The 22,956-nt window shown below is 68.8% G+C and carries 12 protein-coding genes and 1 pseudogene; 6 read left to right on the top strand and 7 right to left on the bottom strand.

Features of this window, described 5'->3' with window-relative positions; all coding sequences use genetic code 11:
• Positions 1-207: 207 nt before the first annotated feature.
• From WME89_RS34625 to WME89_RS34610, 4 genes and pseudogenes are all read left to right on the top strand, one after another.
• Positions 208-1,917, top strand: a complete 1,710-nt coding sequence (locus WME89_RS34625) for a glycoside hydrolase family 5 protein (RefSeq protein ID WP_438003916.1) — start codon at positions 208-210, stop codon at positions 1,915-1,917.
• Between the two features lie 698 nt (positions 1,918-2,615).
• Positions 2,616-3,536, top strand: a complete 921-nt coding sequence (locus WME89_RS34620; protein WP_438003915.1) for a transposase — start codon at positions 2,616-2,618, stop codon at positions 3,534-3,536.
• A 380-nt stretch (positions 3,537-3,916) separates the two neighbouring features.
• A pseudogene (locus tag WME89_RS34615) lies at positions 3,917-4,388 on the top strand (SDR family NAD(P)-dependent oxidoreductase); the annotation flags it as partial.
• 307 nt (positions 4,389-4,695) lie between these two features.
• The gene (locus tag WME89_RS34610; protein ID WP_438003914.1) at positions 4,696-7,473 is read left to right on the top strand and encodes a hypothetical protein; all 2,778 of its coding nucleotides are present in this window, start codon (positions 4,696-4,698) and stop codon (positions 7,471-7,473) included.
• Positions 7,474-7,521: 48 nt separating this feature from the next.
• On the opposite strand, the gene WME89_RS34605 is transcribed toward WME89_RS34610, so the two are convergent.
• From WME89_RS34605 to WME89_RS34595, 3 genes are all read right to left on the bottom strand, one after another.
• Positions 7,522-8,964, bottom strand: a complete 1,443-nt coding sequence (locus tag WME89_RS34605; RefSeq protein ID WP_438003913.1) for an STAS domain-containing protein — start codon at positions 8,962-8,964, stop codon at positions 7,522-7,524.
• Positions 8,965-9,882: 918 nt separating this feature from the next.
• Positions 9,883-10,944: an MBL fold metallo-hydrolase gene (locus tag WME89_RS34600; protein WP_438003912.1), complete on the bottom strand. Its 1,062-nt coding sequence runs from the start codon at positions 10,942-10,944 to the stop codon at positions 9,883-9,885.
• 615 nt (positions 10,945-11,559) lie between these two features.
• Complete coding sequence (locus WME89_RS34595) at positions 11,560-12,327, bottom strand: hypothetical protein (RefSeq protein ID WP_438003911.1); 768 nt, start codon at positions 12,325-12,327, stop codon at positions 11,560-11,562.
• Positions 12,328-12,834: 507 nt separating this feature from the next.
• Between WME89_RS34595 and WME89_RS34590 the strand changes: the two genes are divergently transcribed.
• Complete coding sequence (locus WME89_RS34590; protein ID WP_438003910.1) at positions 12,835-13,797, top strand: LysR family transcriptional regulator; 963 nt, start codon at positions 12,835-12,837, stop codon at positions 13,795-13,797.
• Positions 13,798-13,915: 118 nt separating this feature from the next.
• Here the strand turns inward: WME89_RS34590 and WME89_RS34585 are convergent, their stop codons facing one another.
• Positions 13,916-14,536, bottom strand: a complete 621-nt coding sequence (locus WME89_RS34585) for an SRPBCC family protein (protein ID WP_438003909.1) — start codon at positions 14,534-14,536, stop codon at positions 13,916-13,918.
• 1,004 nt (positions 14,537-15,540) lie between these two features.
• Here WME89_RS34585 and WME89_RS34580 point away from each other — a divergent pair.
• Positions 15,541-17,799, top strand: a complete 2,259-nt coding sequence (locus tag WME89_RS34580; protein WP_438003908.1) for a substrate-binding domain-containing protein — start codon at positions 15,541-15,543, stop codon at positions 17,797-17,799.
• 135 nt (positions 17,800-17,934) lie between these two features.
• Here the strand turns inward: WME89_RS34580 and WME89_RS34575 are convergent, their stop codons facing one another.
• The 3 genes from WME89_RS34575 to WME89_RS34565 all read right to left on the bottom strand — a co-directional run bounded on the left by WME89_RS34575 (position 17,935) and on the right by WME89_RS34565 (position 22,653).
• A complete protein-coding gene (locus tag WME89_RS34575) occupies positions 17,935-18,330 on the bottom strand; it encodes a hypothetical protein (protein ID WP_438003907.1) in 396 nt (131 codons plus the stop codon).
• A gap of 178 nt (positions 18,331-18,508) precedes the next feature.
• A complete protein-coding gene (locus WME89_RS34570; RefSeq protein WP_438003906.1) occupies positions 18,509-21,154 on the bottom strand; it encodes an NPCBM/NEW2 domain-containing protein in 2,646 nt (881 codons plus the stop codon).
• 230 nt (positions 21,155-21,384) lie between these two features.
• Positions 21,385-22,653 (bottom strand): PAS domain-containing protein, encoded by a 1,269-nt coding sequence (locus WME89_RS34565; RefSeq protein ID WP_438003905.1) that lies wholly within the window; start codon positions 22,651-22,653, stop codon positions 21,385-21,387.
• Positions 22,654-22,956: the final 303 nt, after the last annotated feature.

Raw genomic sequence — 22,956 nt, 5'->3', positions numbered from 1 at the left:
TCCCATCTTGACCCCCTGTTTCTTGACGGGTAATGTTCAGAGCCGGTCGGCAACCCGTCGGCGTTGCTTGTTTGTGAATTCCGCGCAGGGGCGACTTGGAGCGCGAGCAAACGTTGAACTTGGACTGGCCTACGGTCGAACCACGGATGCGATCGCTCGGACCGTGTACCGTGCGCTGAATTTGTCTTAACGAAAAGAGCGGAGCCTATGAGAATCAGAGGAAGCCATATCTTCTTGTGTTCCTTGTCCATTGCCGGGCTGCTGGCCATCGGCTGCGGCGGTGACAGCTCGAGCGGCACCACCGGGGGCGACACGGGCACGGGCGGCGCGAACTCGAGCGGCGGCACCGGCGCTGGCACCCCCACCAGCAGCGGCGTTGGCGCTGGCACCCCCACCAGCAGCGGCGTTGGCGCTGGCACCCCCACCAGCACTGGCGTCGGCGCTGGCACCCCCACGGGCACTGGCGCGGGCGGCGGCACCACCAACCCGGACGGGAAGCCCACGCCGGAGACCGCTGGCGTTCCGGGTAAATTCCGGGTCAAGCGCGACAACGGCCGCCTGACGGACAACGGCACGGAGTTCCAGGTTCGCGGCGGCAACTGGTTCGGGCTCGAGGGACAGGACGATCTCGAGCGACCCGGCGCCATGGAGCTCTTCATCGGGTCGATGTGGTGGGCGGAGAACTCCGCCCCGCGCACCATCGAGAAGACGATGAAGGAGCTCACGAGCTCTGCTCTCAAGTTCAACACGATCCGGCTCCCCATCGCGCCGCAGACCCTGATCGAGGGCCACGAGGACGGCGATTACAGCATCATGACCCCCCGGATCAAGAACAACGATCCGGACGTCTACCCGTACGCCAACGCGTACGAGGCGTTCACGGACTTCCTCAAGCAGGCCGACGCGAACGGGCTGTACGTCATCATTGGCATCCACTCCTGCTCGAACCATATCGGGTGGCGCAAGGGCAGGCTCGACGACGCCCCGCCCTACGTGGACAGCGCTCGCGAGAACTACGATTACAACGCGGACGCCTACAACTGCAAGACCGGCGAGGACGCCTACAACTACGACAAGTGGCTCGCCGACATCCGCACGATTGCGCAGCTGCCCAAGAAGCTCGGGATCGACAACATCCTCGGCATCGATTGCTTCAACGAGCCGTGGAAGTACTCCTGGCCCGAGTGGGCGGATATGGCCAAGGCCTGCTACGACACGATCGCGGCCGAGAACGACGACATCATCGCGGTGGTCCAGGGCGTGTCGGGCAGCCACCAGATCCCGGGCAAGGAGGGCCTGGAGCTGGAGCCGGAGCCCCACGGCGATGAGAACCTCAACCCGAACTGGGGTGAGAACCTGACCGGACAGGCGACCTACCCGATCCAGATCCCCAGGGATCGCCTCTGCTTCTCGCCCCACACCTACGGGCCTGCCGTGTTCGTTCAGAAGCAGCACGTCGATCAGTCCAAGCCCGAGTGCGTCGGGCTCGAGGACGAGGCGGCCGCCGCGGCCAAGTGCGGGCTGATCACGGAGCGGAGCAACGCAGCTGCCGTCGCATTGCTGGAGAAGCAGTGGGACGAGCACTTCGGGTACCTGCACGACCAGCAGTTCTGCGTGCTGACCGGCGAGTACGGCGGCGTGAAGGACTGGCCGAAGAACGAGATGGATCCGATCCTCGCCCAGCAGTGGGCGCACTTGCCTGCTGGCAAGCGCTACGACTGGGAGTGGCAGAACATGTACACGGACTATCTCATCAAGAAGGGGATGACGGACTTCACGTACTGGTCCATCAACCCCGAGTCGGGTGATACGGGTGGTATCTACGGCCACAAGTACACCGATGCCGACAAGTCGGGCTGGGGCACCTGGACGGAGCTCGACTCGGAGAAGGTCGAGATGCTGGCGCGTCTCAAGTAGACCGAGTCGCGGATCATGAAGACCGCCCGCAGGCCTGGACCTGCGGGCGGTTTTTTTTTGCGGGCGGAGCCTGTGACCGAGGCCTCCGCCGTTCCGGCCCGGGAGCTTGCGGCACAGAGGAGGTCATCGGCGAACGTCGCCGAGCCGCGGCGCGAACGCTTTGCCGGGGGGGCCGCGGCTCCGGTGCGCCGTCGTGCGGGCTCGCCCAGGCCGTGTACCCGCCGAGGCGAACGAGCAGCGCGGTCGCGGTCGTGGCCGGGATGCCGGGGGCCTCGCTGCGCCCCCTGGCGACCCGGCGACCCCAACCTGGGTCGGCGGGGGCGACCCCAACCTGGGTGGGGCGGACCCGAACCTGGGTGGCGGACCCTAACCTGGGTCGCTTCGAATCGACCTTAACCTGGGTCGGGTCGCCCAACTTGGGTCGGGTCGCCCCGCTGGACCGAGGCGCAACCACGGCCGGGGGGATTCCAACCTGGGTCGGCTGGGCTTTGGGCTTCGAATTGACCTTAACCTGGGTCGGGTCGCCCAACTTGGGTCGGGTCGCCCCGCTGGACCGAGGCGCAGCCACGGGCAGCGCTGCGCCGTCGGCGGATGGCGGCGCCTGGCGGACACCGGCGGCCGCCACCTACCGAGTCGGGCAAATCCTTGAAACTATTCACGCCGACTCACGGCACGGCGCGTGTCTATGCGCTCCGGCGATGAGCCAGCCTCGTGAGATCGCTCCAGGCACGACCTACCTGATCACCCGCCGCGTCCTGCGCCGGCATTTCCTGCTACGCCCGGATGCGGCCATGAACCAGCTGTTGGTTTACGCTCTCGCTGTAGCGGCGCGCCGCTATGGCATCGAGGTTCATGCCCTTTGCGCGATGTCGACGCATCTGCACCTCGTCGTGACCGATGTGCGGGGCGTCCTGCCGCGCTTCCTGCAGTTCTTTCATCGCTTCGTCGCACTGGGCACGAAAGTGCTGCGGACATGGGACGGGCCGGTATGGGACCATGAGCCCACAAGCGTGGTGCGGTTGTTGACGCGGGCGGCCGTGGTGGAGAAGATCGCGTACGTGCTCGCGAACCCAGTCGCTGCTGGCCTGGTGCGGCATGCAAGGCAATGGCCGGGGATCAAGGTAGATGTCAGCGAGCTCGGTTGTGGCGTGCTGCATGCGACACGTCCCTCGGCGTATCTCGACCCAAAAAATCCGCAATGGATCGAGGACACGACGCTCCCGCTCGCGCTACCGCCGGTCGTCGAGCAGGAGCACGCAGAGGGCTTCCGCCATCAGGTAGCCGACGAGCTCGCGCGCCTGGAAGGGCGAGCCCATGCGGAGCTGGAGCGAAAAGGGCTCCGTTTTTTGGGTGCCGAGCAAGCCAGCAAAATCTCTCCCTACGAGCGAGCCACGAGCTTCGAGGGGCTGCGTGATCGCAATCCGACATTCGCGGTCGGTCGTGATCAGGGCGATGCGTGGCGAATCGCTGCTGCCGCTGTGAGTGCGTTCCGAGCATCGTACCGGGCGGCGCTCGAACGATGGCGTACTGGCATACGCAATGCCGTTTTCCCGGTGGGGACGTGGTGGATGCGGACGTTTCACGGTGTCGATGTGAACGACATGGCGCTTGCGGCGTAAGACCGCCCGGCGCGACAGCAAGTCGGGCAGGGGCGAGCGACAGCTTCGACGCGACGTCGTGGCGGACGTGCGTTCGCAGGCGACCGAGCTGGTGGCGGATCCTCGATGCCGCATTGCGGGCATGAATTGCCACATGTGGCAGTACGAGATCCAGATTACCGAAGGTTCCGCTTGGACGGCGGGACTGCTCGGCGCGGGGGAAATATATATATCAATGGCTTAACCGGGACCGTGGCGGGGCGCGCAACCTGGTTCGGGTCCGGGTCCCCCAACCTGGTTCGGGTCTCCCGCCCGGCCCGCCCCGGCCCGGCCCGGCCCCGGCCGTCCGGCCCGCCCCAACCTGGTTCAGGTCTCCCCAACCTAGTTCAGGTCTCCCCAACCTGGTTCAGGTCTCCCGGGTTCAGGTCTCCCGGTTCAGGTTCCCCGACCTCCAGGCCCGAAACGGCGACCGCTTCTGGGTGGCGGCGCTCGACGTGACCGAGGCCGCCGCGGTTCGCCGCGTCGTCGATCCCACCTTCTCCGACGGCGGACGCATCGACGTCGTCGTGAACAACGCCGGCTACGGCCTCTTCCGCGCCGCCGAGGAGGTGAGCGACGAGGAGATCCGGGCATCAGATCGACACCAATCTCATCGCCTCGATCCAGATCATCCGTGCCGCCCTGCCGCACCTGCGGGCCCAGGGCGGCGGCCGCATCCTGCAGGTGCCGTCGGAGGGCGGGCAGATCGCCTATCCAAAATTCAGCCTGTATCACGCCACCCAACGGGTATCGAGGGCTTCATCGAGGTAGTCGCCCTGGAAGTGGCGCCCTTCCCGGTCGAATTCACGATCGCGGAGCCGGGCCCCTCGCGGCCGTCCCGTCGTACAGCCACGCTGCACCCGCCGGCTGCCGCTCGAGCCCCCTGCGCGCCGCCTTCGCAGGAAATCGTCGATGTAATCCATGATGCATCCGCGCCTCGGAGCGTCGCGCATCAGCGTCACCTCAATCGTCGACCACCCCGATTCGCCAATGCAGTCCTCCCCACGAAACGCCGCTGTCACGGGCACGACCGTCGGGAGTTTGCCTCGGCGACTCCACGAAACACTTGATTCCAGCGCGCCACCGTGCGGTCCTATGCTGAGGGGATACTTCGCTCTACCCCGATTACAAGGAGGTCAGGATGCTCCCACATTACCACCCACGCTCTCCCAGTTCCCTGCTCATCGCGACCGCCATCCTCGTGTGCCTCGTCGCCGCGCGCCCGGCGGAGGCGGCTCCGTCATATACCCTCTTCGAGAGCGGCCAGGTCCGACCGCTCGCGCTCTCACCGAGCCGCACGCTGCTCCTCGCAGCCAATACCCCCGACAACCGCCTGGAGATCTTCCGCGTCACGTCCGGTGGGCTGGCACACCTCTCCTCCGTGAGCGTGGGCCTGGAGCCCGTCGCCGTCGCCGCGCGCAGCGACAGCGAGGTCTGGGTCGTCAATCACCTCTCGGACAGCGTCAGCGTCGTCGACGTCTCGTTTCCCTCGCGACCTCGGGTCGTGCGCACGCTCCTCGTCGGGGACGAGCCGCGCGACATCGTCTTCGCAGGTCCCGGGCGCTCACGCGCGTTCATCACCGCCGCCCACCGCGGCCAGAACGCGCCCTTCGATCCGCAGCTGACCACGCCCGGGGTCGGCCGCGCGGACGTCTGGGTGTTCAACGCGAACGCCGTCGCGAGCGACCCGTCGCTCGGAGGTGCGCCCCTCACGATCCTCACCCTCTTCACCGACACCCCACGCGCGCTCGCGGTCAGCCCGGACCTGACCTCGGTGTACGCCGCCGGCTTTCACACCGGCAACCGCACGACCGCCGTGCACCGCGTGCTCGTCGAGGAGGGCTGGGGGCTGCCGCCGCCGCTCACCAATTTCCTCGGCGAGCCGCAGCCGCAGACGTCGCTCATCGTTCAGCACGACGGCGCCCACTGGGTCGACATCGCGGGCCGCAGCTGGGACGACGAGATCAGGTTCTCGCTGCCCGACAAGGACGTCTTCGTCATCGACGCCACGGCCAATCCCCCGAGCCAGCGCCCGGGCAGCGCAGGCTTCTACACCGGCGTGGGCACCATCCTCTACAACATGGCCGTCAACCCGGTGAACGGGAAGATCTACGTCTCCAACACCGAGGCGTTCAACCTGGAGCGCTTCGAGGGCCCGGGCACCTTCGCCGGATCGAGCGTCCGAGGACACCTGCACGAGAGCCGGATCACCGTGCTGGGCGGCGGCTCGGTCGCGCCGCGGCACCTGAACAAGCACATCGATTACACGACGTGCTGCGCTCCCGTGCCCAACCCGGAGAACGCAAAGAGCCTGGCCACACCGCTCGACATGGCGGTGACCCATGACGGGTCGAAGCTGTACGTCGCCGCGTTCGGCTCGAGCAAGATCGGGATCTTCAAGACGGCCGAGCTGGAGAGCGACACCTTCACGCCGAGCCTCGCGAGCCAGATCCCGGTCAGCGGCGGCGGGCCGAGCGGGCTCGCGCTCGATCAGCCGCGCGGCCGGCTCTACGTGCTCACGCGCTTCGACAACTCCATCTCGATCATCGACACCGCCGCGCGCGCCGAGATCGCGCACCTCGCGCTCCACAACCCCGAGCCGCCGAGCGTGGTCCGCGGGCGGGTGTTCCTCCACGACGCGAGCTTCACGTCGAGCCACGGCGACTCGTCGTGCGCGAGCTGCCATGTCTTCGGCGATCTCGACAGCCTGGCGTGGGACCTCGGCAACCCGGACGACACCACCCGGACGAACGCTGGGCCGTTCACGAGCATCAACCCGCCGTTCCCCGCCGACACGACGCTGAAGCCCATGAAGGGGCCGATGACGACCCAGAGCCTGCGCGGGCTCGCCAACCACGGTCCGATGCACTGGCGCGGCGACCGCACGGGCGGCGACGACGAGCCCACCGCGCAGCCGGACAGCGGGGCCTTCGACGAGCGCGCGGCGTTCAGGCGGTTCCAGGTCGGCTTCACGAACCTGCTCGGCCGGCACGCCCCCATCCCCGAGGACGACATGGAGGCGTTCACCGACTTCATCCTCCAGATGACGTATCCGCCGAACCCGATCCGGAACCTCGACAACTCACTCAACCCCGATCAGCAGGCCGGGCGCGATCACTTCGTCCGCGAGGGCGTCGACGGGACGTTCTCGTGCGCTTCCTGCCACAGCCTGGATCCCGACGCGAACGCCGATACCGGCGAGCCTTTCCCTGGCTTCTTCGGGACGGACGGCGCGAGCGTCGGACAGGAGAACGGCCAGAGCTTCAAGAATCCGCACCTGCGCAACCTGTACCAGAAGGTCGGCATGTTCGGCATGGCCGCGGTCCCGAGCCTCTTCTTCCCGGGGGACAACGGCTTCATGGGCGACCAGATCCGCGGGTTCGGGTTCATGCACGACGGCGTGATGGACACGCTCTTCCGCTTCCATCAGGCGATCGGGTTCGAGGAGAGCGGCTTCACGCCGAACGGCTTCCCCCTCGACGCCTCCGGGGAGATCCTGCGCAGGCAGGCCGTGGAGTTCATGCTCGCGTTCGACTCGAACCTCGCGCCGATCGTCGGGCAGCAGGTCACGCTCGGCGCGCACAACGCGGCGGCGGCCTGGCCGCGCATCGACCTCCTCCGCCAGCGCGCCGAGGCCGAGGAGTGCGACCTCGTGGCGAAGCTCCCGTTCTTCCTCGAGGAGGTCGGCCTGCTCTACGCAGGAGGTGGCCAGTTCATCACGGACCGCAGCGCGGCCGCGCCGGTGAGCGATCTCGGGCTGCGCTGGTTCTCCGTCCTCACCGGGCACCCGGTGACGTACACGTGCATGCCGCCCGGCTCGGGCGCGCGGTCCGGCGTCGATCGCGACAGCGATGGGATCCGCGACGGCGACGAGCGCGACGCCGGCACGGACCCAGCGGATCCGTCGAGCCCCGGGTGAGCGAGCGCCGCGCTCCGGTGCGCGGCGCGACGGGCGCGGCGCGGCGCCTCAGCCGCGCCGCGTCCTGCTCATGCACCAGCGCAACGCCTCCTTCAGGCTGCGCAGCGTGCACACCTGCGAGAGATCGAAGCCCAGGCCGACCATGGTCTGGGCGACCGGCGGGCGGATGCCCGTGACCACGCCCCGGCAGCCGAGCAGCGTCAGTCCGTTGATGATCTTGATCAGGTGCTGAGCCGTCGTCGTGTCGACCGAATCGATCCCGGTGAGGTCGAGGATGGCGAAGGACGCCTGCCTCTCCACGACGGTCGCGAGCAGCGACTCCATCACCATCGCCGCGCGATCCGCGTCGACCGCGCCGATCAAGGGGACGATGAGCACGTCCTGCCAGACCTCGATGATCGGGCTCGAGAGGCGCGCGATCGACTCCTGCTGATCCTGGGTCAACCGCAGCTGCTCCCGCAGCTGCTGCTCGACGTGGCGCTGCTGCGAGACGTCCTCGCTGATGGCGCCGACGCCGGTGATCACGCCGAGGACGTCCTTCTGGGGAACGAACCTCGTCCGCCAGATCCTGTCGTGCCGGATCTGCTCGATGTTCGCGATCACCCCGGAGAGGGCTTGCTGGAAGGCCGCGCGCACCTCCTCCGTGTCGCCGCAGACGGCGAGCACGTGCTTACCCATCTCGTTTCGCTCGGTCGGGGCGAGCTGCGCGAGCGCCCCGCCCTGCGCCACCACGCAGGTGCCGGCCTTGTCGAACGCCCGGATGACGATCGGCATGCTGTCGATGCACGTGCGGAGCAGCTCCGCCTGCGCCGCGAGGGTGACATCGTCGGCCAGGTTGATGCCGAACACCTGGACGCCTTCGATCTCGCCGTCGTCGCCGCGGCGGGGCGCGTAGTGCACGATCCAGTGGACGCCCTCGTTCACGGTGTCCATGCGGATCGACTCGCCGGCGAGGACGCGCTTGCAGAGATCGAGGACCTGCGAGTCGGCGCCGTAGAGGTCGAGCATCTTCATTCCGACGAGCTGACCTGGCTTGATCCCCAGGTGGGCGAGCCCGTTGCCGTCGGAGACGTGGAGGGTGCCCGCCCGGTCGCACCACCAGATCACCGCATCCATGGTCCGGAACACGTCGACGAGGATGCGCGCCTGGGTCTCCCACGCCTCGCGATCGGGCTTCACGGCGGCCCAGAGCCCCGTGTCGTCGGCCCGCCACAGCGTCCATTGCAGCGGGACGATGTTGCCGCGGGCGTCCACGAGGCGCGCCGCCGCGGAGACGCTGCTTGCGGCGGCGCGCGCGGCCTCGATTCGCGCTGACAGCTCGCCGCGGTCGCCCTCGTGTACGCGCTCGAGGAGCTGCCCGGCCGGACCAACGCGCTGCTCCCAGGCGGGGTTGCAGGCGAGGACCTCCCCCGCGCCGGAGAGCAGCGCGAGCGGCGTGGGCGTGCCGTTCAGCAACGTCAACCATGAGATCGAGGCGAGTTTGTCGTCCATTGCTTCCCTGCAGCAAGGCCAGAGATCGAGAGCCTCGGCGCGTCCTCCTCAAGCGTCACGTGATGGGTGAACGAGCTATCTCGGAGGGCGCCATCACCAGGTGCGAAGAGGTAGGATGTCGCCCTGATCCTGGTGCCGAGACGATCGAGCCTGGCGACAAGGCGAGCCGTGCACCGTTGAGTACCATTTGATCCCGCAAGGATGCCAGCCTCATCCGCAGAAGCTCCGGGGTGGATCGTGGTTCGGCCCAGCCTCGCCCGGGCGGCGAGGGCCCGCTGCCCCGCGGCCTGTCCGAGGTTCGACCACCCCGCCAGGACAACCATCACAGCGGAGCGGCGAACAGTCCTCGGCATCCTGATGGATGCGAACCAGGTGAATCGCTGTCGGCTCTGGCAAAGAACGAAAGCTATTGCGCGTGCGACGTGCGTCACCGGGGCATCCGCCGATCGGCGCTGGCGGCTATCGCAGCGTCATCCTTCGGTTCCTTGCCCTGGTATCCCGGCGCGGCGGAGATCACATGCGACCAGATGGGACCACTGCGTCTCCATCGCGGACACAGATCTTCTGATATTTTACCTACCTGGCACTCGGTATAGCAGGAGCGCGGGATGGGCGAAACAGGATTGTGGGGGTGCACACAGGTGGCGCCGTCCCTGGCGGGCCGCGGGGCCTGGGCGATCCGACGGCATCCCCCCCGGGTGGAGGTCCACGTGTCGCTGGCCGGATCATGGATCTCGGACGTGCTGGGATGCCCATCGTTCCTGCTCGAAACGACGGACACCCAGCCGTCCGGCAGACGGTCGCCGCCCCCCGACCTGGATGGACTCACCCCCGACCCGGGTGGGGTCTCCTGCACCGGGGCCTGGGGGCGAGCTCCGCCGCCGCAACCCGGGTGGGGTCCGCGAGCTTCTCGCTTCGTCAGTGCGGCACGAAGACGTTTTGCTGGTGGGTCAGCTCCTTGAAGACGACCTCGACGAAGGCGTCGGCCGAGACGAACCCCTTGCCGAGCTCATCGTACTTCGCGAGCACCTTGGCGTCCTGGATCTGCTTCAGGGTCCGCTTCTTCTTCACCTCGGCCTCGACGAGCCTCACGCAGTCCTTGAGCGTGGCCGAGAGCTTCTTCATGTCCTCGACCCCCGAGACCTTGCCGTGCCCGGGGATCACCTTCACGTCAGCCGGCAGCTCCTTTACCACCCTGTCGATCGCGGCGATGAGCCCCTTCACGCTGCCGCCGCTCACGAGATCGACGAACGGGAAACCATAGGTGACGAAATCGTCGCCCATGTGAACGACGTTGGACTTCGTGAAATAAACGACGGCGTCTCCGTCGGTGTGCCCGCTCGGGATGTGGATCGCGCGGATCTCCTCGCCGTTCAGGTGAATGGAGATCTTGTCCTGGAACGTCACGACCGGGAGGGCCTCCTTCGACGCCGGCGGGATCGCGTCGATCGTCTTGTCGCCGACCGTGGCCTTCGGGCCGCCGCTCACGAGGCGCTTTCGTACGTTCTCGTGCGCGACGATGGGGGCACCGGCGCCGAAGATCGCGTTGCCGCCGGTGTGATCGAAGTGCCAGTGCGTGTTCAGGACGAACCGCACCGGGCGATCGGTGATGCCCTTGAGTGCTGCCTTGATCTTGGGCGCGAGGGGGGCGAACTGATCGTCGACGATGACGATGCCGTCGTCGCCGACGGAGACGGCGATGTTCCCGCCGGAGCCCTCGAGCATGTAGACCGCGCCGGCGACCTTCTCCGCCTTGATCTCGACCTTGGCGAACTGGTCGTCAGCGGCCGGCGGCGGGGCCGCGGAGGCGCTCGCCGCAGGAGGAGCGCTCGTTGCGGGCGGCGCGGGGGCTGCGCTCGCCGAGACCGTGGGGGTCGGCGGAGTCGGGGCCGACGCCGGCGGCGGCGCAGGCGGGGGAGGGGCGCCGCAGCCCGTGAGAAATCCAAGAATCCCGAGGAGTGCAATGTTCGTCTTGCGCATGCTTGTTCTGTCTGGACGAATTCTTCCAGCCGGGCCTGGACGTCAAGGGGGCGTGAGCGTCGGCCGCGTCGGTCGCCAGACCCGGGAGCCAGGCGCAACGCGGCGGGGATTCCGAATTGTGTGCTTCCTCACGCATGAGCATGAGCACCTCAACCTGGGTCGGTGCGCCCTCACGCGTGAGTACCTCAACCTGGGTCGGTGCTGGGCACGCGTGAGCACCTCAACCTGGGTCGGTGCTGGCCACCTCAACCTGGGTCGGTGCCGGGCATCTCGGGCATTTCAACCTGGGTCGGTGCCTGGGTACCTCAACCTGGGTGAGTGCTGGCGGGCGGAGGGAACCTCCGGATGCCGGTGGGCAGGGCACCTCAACCTGGGTCGGTGCTGGCTGGGCAGGCAGGGCACCTCAACCTGGTTCGGGTCGCCAACCTGGTTCGGGTCGCTGCGCTGGGCGCCCATGCGCCCTGGGTCTGCCCCATCCCCACCTCCGGATGCCGCAGGAGTGCGGCACCGGCGCGAGATGCCGCTGCCGGTGGATCCCGCGTCGGTCATGCGGCGCCGCTGGCAATGCCGATCAGTCCGCGGTGCTGCTCCGGCCCCTGGCGGGGCTGGCCCCAATCAGAAGCAGATCCCGAACTCGGTGTAGCCGATGTCGGTGCAGAATCCGCCGTCGGCGCACGGTGATCCGAGGCTGCTGGCCGGGCAGAGCTCGATGCAGACGGCGCCCGTTCCGTCGAGATCGCCGCACAGCGCATTGGCGACGCACCAGCGGGCAGGGTCGTCACAGGCGCCTCCGACCGGGATGTCGCCTTCCGCGAGGCAGAGCGGCTGTCCCGCCGCCACCTCTCCAGGAACACACCACTCGCCGCCGCTGCAGCCCGCGCCGAACGGCGTGCACACACCTCCGACCTCGGTCACCTCGATGGAGATATCGAGCTGACCATCCCCGATGGTGATGATCGTGCCGTCCGTCTGGAACTGGTACACAAGCGCCGTGGTGGCCCCATCGTAGATGGTGAATAGCGCAGGGTTGCCGGAGACGAGCGTCGCCTGCACGGGCACGAACGTGCCGCCGTCGTCGCGCTCCAGGACCCAGCCCGACTCCAGGAAGCTCGTGTAATCGCCGACGGGCAACGCCGCCGTGAGCGCCGTCTCGCCCGGATCGCCCGAGCTGCTGAGATAGGTGACGATCGGCCCCTGCAGGGTGAAGACCGCGTTGCTCAACCGGTACACGCGTCCGTTGGTCTGCGTCACCAGGGACATGCTCGCGCGGCCGGTGATCTCCGCCTCTTCCGTGCCGTCCGGACCGCTGGTACATGCCGGAAGGAGCGGCGCTGCCGCAAGAAATGCCGCGAACCCGAGCTTGACAAGTGCTGATCGCCTCAATTGGGACCTCCTGGGATGGAAAGCACCGCCGAGCATAACGGATGTCAACCACGCGGGGGCACGCGAAGCAGGAATCGGATCGCCTGGACGGCGCCATCCCGACCAGACGGTGATCGCTCACCCCTGAGGGGATGAGCCGCCACGGCCCATCGCTTCCGAGACCGGCGCGTCGGGCTCGCACGCGCCCCGCACGCCCTCAGGCGCCCGGCCCGCTCGCGGCGCCGGAGCTCATCCCACGATCTGCGCCCCCGTACACTGTGTGTCCTTGGCATGGCCAGTGCAGCATGGCGCATTGGCCATCCGGCCGTTCTTCACCCCATGGAGCTCGCGAACGTCATGTACCGTTTCAACAACATGGCTGTGCGACGGGCCCACCCGCGCCATCCTCGTGGAGCCCGCCGAGGCGCGGTGACAGACAGCTTGAGTGTCCCCGGCCGCAGGAATGACCGTGGGCGAGGAGCGCGAACATGGTAAGCTCGTCGAAGCACCTGTGATCGGTCCCCACGGATGAGGAACGAACGCGAGTCCATCGCCGGCATGGCGGCCTTCCTCGCCTCGGTCGAGGAGGGATCGTTCTCCGCGGCGGCGGAGAAGCTCGGGCTCACCCCGTCCGGGGTGAGCAAGCTCGTCTCCCGGCTGGAAGAGCGCCTCCGGGTCCGGCTCCTCCAGCGCACGACGCGCCGGATGCAGCTCACGCAGGTCGGCAAGTCATATTACGAGCGCGCCCGGCGCATCTTCGAGGAGCTCGACGCGCTCGAGCGCGAGGTCGAGAGCCACGACGACGCGCCGCGCGGGACGCTCCGCGTGACCGTGCCCACCGTGCTTGGCCATGTCCGCGTGCTCCCGCTGGTCCTGTCGTTCCAGGACATGTTTCCGGAGGTGAAGGTCGAGCTCCTGCTCAACGACAGGGTGGTTGATCTCGTCGAGGAGAGCATCGATGTCGCCGTCCGCATGACGGCGAGCCCGCCGCTCTCCTTCGTGGCGCGCAAGCTCGGCGACGACGCGCGCGTGCTCTGCGCCAGCCCCGCCTATCTGTCGCGCCGCGGGCGCCCGAGCCGCCCCCGCGACCTCGCGGACCACGATTGCATCGTCTTTCTCGCCGGAGGCGCGGTCGACGACACGTGGCGGCTCAAGCCCGACGCCCGCTCGGGCGCGGTGGAAGGCGTGCGCGTGAGCGGCCGGTTCCAGGCGAACAACACGCTCTCGCTCCGCGAGGCGGCCCTGAGCGGGCTCGGGATCGTCAACCTCCCGAGCTACCTCGTCGGCGATGATCTCCGGTCCGGCCGGCTCATCGCCGTGCTGGAGGGCTTCGTCCCGGTCGAGCGCGCCATCTATGCGGTGTACCCGCAAGCGCCCTTCGTCCCTGCGAAGACGCGTGAGCTCGTCAGGCACCTCATCGAAGGGTTCGCGCCGAGCGCGCGCGACGCCGCGGCTGCCGCTCGACCGGCCGCGCGGCAGAAGCCGCGGTGATCTCGCCCTCGCGAGGTATCGAGGCCGAGCTCCCGCGAGCGTCGCGCGGCGCGCACGCTGCTATTGCGCTCTCCGCCGCGGCCAGGTCGCCGCGGCGTTCAACCTGGTCGGGCGCTGCTTAGGAGGAGAAGCGGGCGATCAGGTTGGCGAACTCTTGCTGGACGACCTCGCTCAGCGGGCCGAACGAGACACCTTCCGACATGCGGAAGTCGCGCACCCAGACGAGCTCCGTGCGATTGCCGCAAGGGCGTAGCGTCAAGGTAGATTCGAGCTCCTCGATCCCGAGCGACGGCTCGATGAGCCGGTACTGGAATCGGTGCTCTTGCTGGTCGCGATCCACGACGAGCAACCGGATCTGGCCACCGTCGAGGATGAAATTGAGCTCATCACCGACGGACTTGCCGTTGCCCACGACCCAGTGCAGGTCGGTGGCATTCGGCAGCGCGATCTCGAAGAAGGTCTCGAGCGAACCCAGCTTGGCCCAGACCTTACCGACCGGAGCGTCGAGCAGGACCTGTTGTTCGGAGCGATAGCGGTCCGGTCCGGTGTTGGTGATGACAGCTTGCGTGGGGAGATCGCACACGAGCGCGGCGGACTGTTCAGCCGTTTCCTCGGCCGTCGCCTCCAGCGCGCAACCCGCGATCATCAAGCTCGAGCCCACGATAGCAGCCGTAGAGGCCGCGTTCTTCAGTCGTGAAATCACTGCTAGACTCCCTTCGATCTCGATCGCCTGCGCCATCGTGCCGTCAGTGGGCAACGCGTACGCCCCCTACCGGGCACGGGACCTGGCCATGTCGCAAGGCGCTTCATGGCGGTGCGCGTACGTCCATTCAGATTTTCCTGGCAATCAAGAAAGTCGCGCGAACGATAACATGAGAAGAGCGTCGTGCAAGACCTGAACGCTTGATAGGGGCATCCGACCCGGTTGGCTGCGCAGGGGAGCCGCCCGACCCGGGTTGGCAGTGGAGCGACTGACCCGGGCCGGGTGCGCGGTTAGGTTGGGGGAGCGCAATGGGCTCGACCGAGGGTGGCGGCGCCGGGCGGGAGCTGGCGGCCGCCACCCGCCGAGCGGTGCAAACGCGTCGAAATATTGCCGAAGGCTCTGCTGAACCGAGTGAGAGCGTTCCGCACCGGCAGGCGTACATCGCTACCGGCCAGCGCAACCTGGGTCGGGTCGTCGAAGTCAACCTGGGTCGGCGATGGTTACAGCCTCTTACACAGCTTTACCCGGCGGCGCTGCCCTGAGAAGGTCGCAGAGGAGCCGGTGCACGCCCCGCGTGCGCAGCGCCATTGCATCGGGCTGCGGAGGATCTCGATCGCAGCGAAATTTTCCGCGGCGGCGGCCCGAGCCGGGTTGAGCCATGGTTGTTGGCGGCCCAACCTGGGTCGGGTCGCCCCAACCTGGGTCGGGTCGCCAACCTGGGTCGGGTCGCCCCCGGGTCGCCAACCTGGGTCGGGTCGCCAACCTGGGTCGGGTCGCCGGTCGCCAACCTGGGTCGGGTCGCCAGTCGGGTCGCCCCCCAACCTGGGTCGGGTCGCCCCCGGGTCGCCAACCTGGGTCGGGTCGCCAACCTGGGTCGGGTCGCAGGGTCGGTCGCAGTGTTCGCGGTATGACGAATCGCCGCAGATTCAGCGCCTTAGCGCCGCACGGCTCGCCCATGATGCCGGTGCAGCGTGTACCCTGTAGCCGGTCCGCAGAGGTTCGTGGGAGGGCGGCCTGGTTGTGGACAGGAGCCGTTGAGCATGGGTCAGGGTGGCCAGGGCGACAGAGTTCCGGTGCCGGATCAGTGGGACGAGCTGCCCGGCACCGCAGGGCACGCCAGGCGAAGGACCGGCCTCTCTGCCCCGGATGCGCGCCGGGCCGAGGTCCCGTCGCCCCGCGGTCCGGAAGCCCACGCGGGAGCCCGCCCCCGCACCGTCGGCATCATCGCCCCCTTTCTCGCCGGCCAGTTCTGGGGGCCCGTCGTGAACGGCATCCATGAGTCGGCGCAGCGGCGCGGATACCGCACGCTGGTGCTGCGCGGGACGCCGCACGAGGTGCAGGCCCCCTCGCTCGCCAGGGAGCAGGTGGACGGGTGGATCGTCATCATCGAGCTGCACGGCCTCGAGGAGCTCGCGCGCGCCGGGGTCCCGTTCATCACGGTCGGCACCCGCCCCGCCGAGATCGACTGCCCGGCCGTGATCCCGGATAACCGCGGCGGCATCCGGAGCGCGGTGCTCCACCTGATCGGACACGGACACCGGCGCATCGCGTTCGTCGGCAACTTCGCCGCGTACGACGTGCGCGAGCGCCGCGACTCCTACATAGACACGCTCGCCGAGGCGGGGCTCCCCTTCGATCCCGATCTGATCATCCCGTGCGACAACAACTTCTACAGCGGGGGACGCGCCGCCGCGCCAGCGCTCCTCGCGCGGCGGCCTGCGTGCACCGCGGCGGTCTTCGGGACGGACAAGAACGCGCTCGGGGCGATGTCTGCGCTGAAGGCGGCGGGCGTCCGCATCCCCGAGGACCTCGCGGTCGTCGGCTTCGACGATGTCGTGGAGGCGCAGAGCGCAGATCCGCCGCTGACCACCCTGCGCCAGCGGTTCGAGATGATGGGTCACGCGGCGTGCGATCTCATCACGTCGATGATCGCCGGCGAGGCCTTCCCTCGCGAGGGCGTGCACACCGCCAACGTGCTCATCCAGCGGAGCTCGTGTGGATGCAACGTGATCCAGAGCTTCCTCGACAGCGAGGACACCCCCTCTCAGGGGGATGTCGACGGTCTCCTCGCCCGGCAGATGGTCGAGCTGCTCCTCCTGCCCCGGTCGCTGCCTCCGGACACCCCGCCGGCCGCGGTGTGGCCAGACGTCACGCGGGTGATCGACGCGTATACGGCCGTGCTCCGGGGCACCGCGCCGCCCCCCGCTGCCGAGCTCGAGCGCGCCTATCGGCAAGCCCTCGACGTCACGCCCGATCTGGGGACCTTGATGGCGATGGTCCGACTGCTGTGCCAGTCCCACGAGCGGCGCGGCGTGCCCGTGGACGCCGCGGCGAGGCGGCGTGTCGACGACTTCCTGGCGCTGTCGTGCCTCGCGGTCGCGCGGCTCCGGCTGGAGGCCGAGACGCATCACGTCCACCAGCTCGGCGCGCTCGCGAGGATCAACCACGACGTGAGCTTCGCGCTGCTCGGCGGCACGCAGCAGGAGTCCCGATCGCTGGCGTGGCTCGAGACGACCCCCGTGGTCTGGAGCTCCCTCGCGTTATGGGACGACCCGGAGACGCGCGCGAGCCTCGTCGTCGCGGGCGCTTACAGCCGTGATGGCAGCCCGACCCCTGCGATCGGCAGCCGCTGTCCGCTGGAGGCGTTTCCGCCCGCGGAGGTGCTGCCGCCCTCGGCCGCGGACGGCACGTTCATGGTGTTGCTCCTGCCGATCCGCTCTGCCCAGCGCGACTGGGGGATCCTGGTGCTCGTCGGCCCGACCGTCGTCGCGATGACCGGGGACGAGGGCACTGTCGCGCTCTGGGGGACGCTCCTCGGCGCGGCCCTCGAGCGCGACGCGCTGCTGGAGTCGCTGTCGGCGCAGCACGCTGACCTTCAGAAGGCCTATGAGATCGAGCGCGCGCTCTCGGAGACGGTGCGTGAGCTGGGCTGTCCTATCCTCCCGCTCCTGCCCGGCATGCTGCTCGTGCCGCTGACAGGCATGTTCGACGGCGGCCGCGCCCAGCAGGTGCTCGAGAAGGTGGCCGAGGGGGTGAGCCGGCACGAGGCGCGCTGCGTCCTGATCGACATCACGGGCGTCCCGTTCGTCGACGCGCAGGTCGCCCACCTGCTGGGCATGACCAGCCGCGCGGCGGCCCTGCTCGGCGCGCGGGTCCACCTGGTCGGCGTGCGACCCGAGCTCGCGAAGAGCCTCGTCGACGTCGATCTCGGCGAGCTGACCACGTTCGCCTCGCTGTCGGCGGCGCTCCAGAAGCTCGCGCCGGCCGGGGGGCGCGCGCTCCAGGCGAGGCCGCGCTAGGTTGATCGACGGCACCATTCGCGACGTCCACAGCATGACCGTGAACAGCTCGTTCACGACGACGGGCTAGCCGACGGCGCCTTGGCGCGCGGCCTCTGTGGCCGTGCAGGCCAGCCTCGCTCCCAGCCGCGGCGCTCAGCGCGGGGAAAGGAGCCAGGCGCGGGCGGCGTCGATGTCGTCGAACTGCGCCTGGACGAGATCCTGGTCTTCGAACCTGAACACCGACCGCGTCAGCGACATGCGCGCTACCGCCGAGTGCGGCAGCACGTAGGCTATCTGGCGCACCCCCAGGGCCGCCGTGCGCGGAAGCCAGCTCTCGTTGGCCCACCGCTGGTCGTCCTGCGTGGTGGGCCCGGCGCGGCGGCAATCCCCGAGGCACCGGGTCGCCTTCCTCTTGCGGACGAGATCGAGCGCCGTGTCGAGCGCCGAACGCAGCTCCTTGCTGTCAGCGAACCCCTTCCACTCGACCACCACGGCCTGAACGTCGGCATCCCAGGAGATGGTGGCCCAGCGCTCGTCGAAGTGGATCAAGCGTTCCTCCTACCTCGACCATTCTAACCGGAAAGTCCGCCGATGTCGCGGGCGTCGGGCCACCCGTCGCCGCGCGGATCCCCGGCGCTCCTGGCCGCCGCGCCCCGACCGGCCGCGGGCGAGCGCCCGCCGGCCGGCAGAGGTCGTGTACTCCCTGGGGTACTGCCCGCGCCGCCGCTCACTCGGCGCGCACGTTGTCGATCTGGAAAGTACCGCCCTTCAGGTAGACCCAGATCCCGGTGACCTGGGTGAGGTCCAGCTCGACGCCCTGCGGGCACTCGATGCCGCTGATCGCGGCCTTGATCGTCTTGCTGGCGTTCGCGTTGGTCCACGTCCAGAGACCGCCCTGACACCAGGCCGGATCTCCTGTCTCCCTGCCAATCTGAACGGCGATCTCCCCGGAGGTCCCGGTCTCTCCCGTCTTGACATCGAACTTGAACACCGTGTGCCCGCTGAGGTCGAGGGGCTCGGCCAGCGCGCGACCGAACCAGTTGCCGTCCGTTGGGGAGACGACCTCCAGTCCGTGCTCGCCGTCGGTGTGGAACAGCTCGGACTGGCTGACGGTCCCGCCGGTATCGACGTTGGCGATGCCCCAGCCCTCGGTGCCGGACTCGAACGAGAAGAGGGTCTGCTCCGGAGTCGTCGGCTCGGCGCTCGCGCCGCACACCAGCAGGGGCACCGCCCAGTCCGCGTGATCGCCGTCGCTGGCGTCGCCGGAGTCGGTCACGAGCCGCAACCACGTGGCGCCGGCCAGGTCCGCGGTGAGCGTCTTCGGCCCGTCATCCCCCGTCACGACCCCGCTCTCGGCCGCCACCTCGTCGTCGGCGTAGATGGTGAACGACGCCGCGCCGGCCGCCCCGACCTCGTCGTCGATCCCGACGTCGGTGGTGAGCGTCGAGCAGCGCCCGCCGAGGTAGTAGACGATCTCGCTCGAGGCGTGGGTGCCGAGGCCCCTCGTGTAGACCTTGCCGCCGAGGGTGATCAGGTTGCCGTCTTCCGGGGTCTCGCCGCCGTTGCTCATGTCGAGCTCCACGGGACCGACAGCGTTCTCGGAGGTGACCGGAAACAGCTTGCTCAGGTGCGTCGTCCCGTCCAGCGGCGGCGCCACGACCACGCTGAGGAGCTCGCTCGAGAAGGATGTCTCACCGCCCTCGCCCCAGGTGTAGGCCGTCGTCACGAGGATCGTGTAACGGCCCGCCGGCGTGCCCTCGGGCACCACGATGCTCCACGTCGTCTCCAGCGATGCGTCGCTGCTCAGGAGCTCGCTCGTGCTGGCGTCCTCGGCGGTGACCTCCCAGCCCTCCGGCGCCGTGACGCGGACCGCGACGTCGGCGGCGTCGCTGATGCCCTGATTGGTCGCCTTGGTGGTCAACGTCGCGCCGTCGGCGAGCCCGGAGATCAGGGTGCCCAGCTGGGCTCCGAGGCTCACCGCCGGCGCCAGCGTCTCGGGCTGCGGCGTGGGGCTGACCCGGTACACGAGCGTGCCGTGGGCGGGCACGCCCGCGGCGATGACCTCCTTGCTGTGCGTGCTCTTGCCGGTCCACACGTCGTCGAGGCGGTAAGCTCCGGCGTCGTCGAGCCCGGCGTCTGTCGCAGGAACGCTGATCACCGCCAGGGAGTCCGTGGAATTGTAGAGCGCGATCGCCCGGGTGCCGTCGGACAGGGGCCTGGCGAGCACCATCAAACCGTCCTGCTCCGCCACGATGGTCGCCTGCTCGCCGAGCGGATCCTGGTCGATCGCGATGATGTCCTTGTTGCTCAGGATGGCCAGCGTCTCCTCCGTGGCCGTCCGCAGATCGGTGCCGATGATCAGCGGCGCGGCCATCATCGCCCACATCCCCATGTGCGTGCGGTACTCCGTCAGCGACATGCCGCCATTGCCGATCTCCAGCATGTCGGGGTCGTTCCAGTGCCCGGGGCCGGCGTACTGCGCGAGCTTGACGTTGCTCGCGATGATCGAGCGCAGGCTCGACCAGTTGTCGCTGATGTCCCCGGTGGTCCGCCACAGGTTCCCCACCCCGACGGCCCACTCCCAGGGCTGGGACTGGCCCCACTCGCAGATCGAGTACACGATATCGCCGCCAGCCTGGTCGAGCGCCTCGCGCATCGCCGTGTAGCGCCGGACGTAGTCCTCGCGCGAGCCGTCCGACTGGTTGTAGCAGTTGTCGTATTTCAGGTAGTCGACGCCCCACTCGGCCCACGTCTGCGCGTCGATCTCCTCGTGACCGAGGCTGCCGGGGTAGCCCGCGCACGTCTTGGTGCCAGCGTCGCCGTAGATCCCGAGCTTCAGGCCCTTGCTGTGCACGTAGTCGGCGAGGCCCTTGATCCCGGAAGGGAACTTCTCGGGATCGGGCACCAGCCTGCCGTCCTCGCCGCGCTCCTTGAGCGACCAGCAATCATCGATGTTGACGTACGTGTAGCCGAGCTCCTGCAGCCCGGAGGACACGAAGAAGTCCGCCGTCTCCTTGATGAGCGCCTCGTTGACGTCGCAGCCGAAGGCGTTCCAGTTGTTGAACCCCATGGGCGGCGTCAGCGCCAGACCATCGATGGGGTCCGGCTGGTTGTCGCCGCCGCCGCCCTGGTTGCCGCCGCCGCCGCCGCTGCCGCCGCTGCCGCCCTCGTTGCCGCTGCCGCCGCTGCCGCCCTCGTTGCCGCTGCCGCCGCTGCCGCCCTCGTTGCCGCTGCCGCCGCCGCCCTCGTTGCCGCTGCCGCCCTCGCCGCCGGGACCATCATCGCCCCCGCAGCTCACGGATCCAGCAGCGAACATGGCCAGGAGAACGGCCGTGATCGCACCCGGCGCATGGCGCGCGCGTCTCTGTATCATGTCTGTAAACCCTTTCGGTGACGGTCCGCGACGGGAACCCCGGTCGCTCACGGTTGAGCCTGGGACCCTGTTCCGACAGGCCTGGTCGCCGGTGGCCCGGTCCCCGTGTCCTCAGCACATCGCATTCAGTAGCAGCTCGAGCCTGAACCGGTTCACCACAAAGGCAAATACTGCTGAGGGTAAATATTTCCCATCGCAGCGTCGCGAGGGGAGGGCCCGCCGGAGATGCTTCAGGACCGGCGCTTCGAGCGCGCGCGCCGGCCGAGCGCGTGGGCCACGCCGGCCTCCAGCGTCCCGAGCGTGGTGATCCCGCTCAGGTCGGTCCCGATCTCCACGAGGGCGCGCGCGACCTCGGGCGAGATGCCGGTGAGGATGACCTCCGTGCCCAGCAGGCGGGCCGCTCCGGCGGTCCTGAGCAAGGAGCTCGCGACCTGCTCATCCATGCTCCGCACGCCGGTCGTATCCAGGATGGCCACCGCGGCCTGGTGCGCCGTGATGCCCCGGAGGAGGGTCTCCAGGATCTGCTCGGATCGGACGCTGTCGATGGTGCCCACGAGCGGCATCACGACCAGCCTGGCGGCGAGCGGGATGAGGGGCGTGGAGAGCTCGCGGATCGCCCTTTGCTGCGCCGCGATGAGGTCCTCCTGCAGACCCTGCCGCTCCTGCTCGACGCGCCGCTGCTCGGTCAAGTCGCGGATGATGGCGCCTTCGGCGTCGATCTGCCCGTCCTCGTCACGGATGGGGAACGTCGAGATCTCGCCGGGGAAAGTGCTCCCGTCCTGGCGGCGGCAGGTGGCGAGGGCGCGGATCGCGCCGGGGGGCGCGCCCTCCTGGCGGTGCGCGCCGAGGCGCGCCAGGCTCTCGTCGTCGATGAGCTCCAGCAGCGGAGTCCCGACGCCCTCCTGGCCATACCCGAACATGCGGCGGAACGCCGGATTCGCGTACGTGATCTGGCCGCGCTCGGCGACCACGATGCTGTCCGGCGCGTTCTCGGCCAGGGCGAGGAAGGTGCGCAGCCTGCTGTTCAGCGACTGCACCTCCTGCTGCGAGCGCAGCTGCGCAGTCACGTTCATGCCATGGAAGACGATCCCGAAGATCTCGCCGCTCTCCCGGCGGAGGGCGGAGTAGTGGAACGTGAGGAAGGTTTGCTCCGTGGCGCCGGGGAACGTGAAAGGGACGTTCGCGGCGACGAGGGGCTCGCCCGTCGCGAAGACACGATCGAGCGCCACGGCGACGCGCGGGCCCAGGGGCGGCGGGATGACGTCGATCAGGCGCCTGTCGAGCGGCTCATAAGAAGGCTCGAGGGCGCGCCACGCGTCGTTCACGATCTTGAACACGTGCTCCGGGCCGGTCATCACCCCGATCGCGGCGGGCATCCCCATGATGGCCGTGCGCAGCTCGTCCCGCTCCAGGCGCGCGTCGTCCCGCGCCCGTGTCATCGCCGCGATCTGCTCCCGCAGATCTGCGAGCTCTGCCGTGAGATCCTCGACGGAGGTCATGCGCCAGCTCTATCACAACGCCGCAGGGCGCGAGCGCGCAAGCAGCGGTTGTGGGGGACCACGTCGACCGGCTGTCGGTGGGATATGCGTCGCCGCCGCGGTGGCGAGGTCGGAGACCGCGCCGCGGCCGGCGGGCTTGCCGCGCACGCCCTGACACGTGATCACCTCGGCCCGGACGTGGCAGCTTGCCTGGTTCCTCCTGCGCTCGCTCCTCGTCTCCGGCAGGCGCCTGAACGGCGAGGTGGCCGTCTCGATGATCGGCGCGAACCGGCGCAAGCCCGCGGGGAGAGGCGACGTCGACGG

Source organism: Sorangium sp. So ce321 (assembly GCF_051530195.1).
Classification (GTDB): Bacteria; Myxococcota_A; Polyangia; order Polyangiales; family Polyangiaceae; genus Sorangium.
Note: the sequence above shows the minus strand (reverse complement) of the source record. Positions and strands in the feature narration are given on the sequence as shown.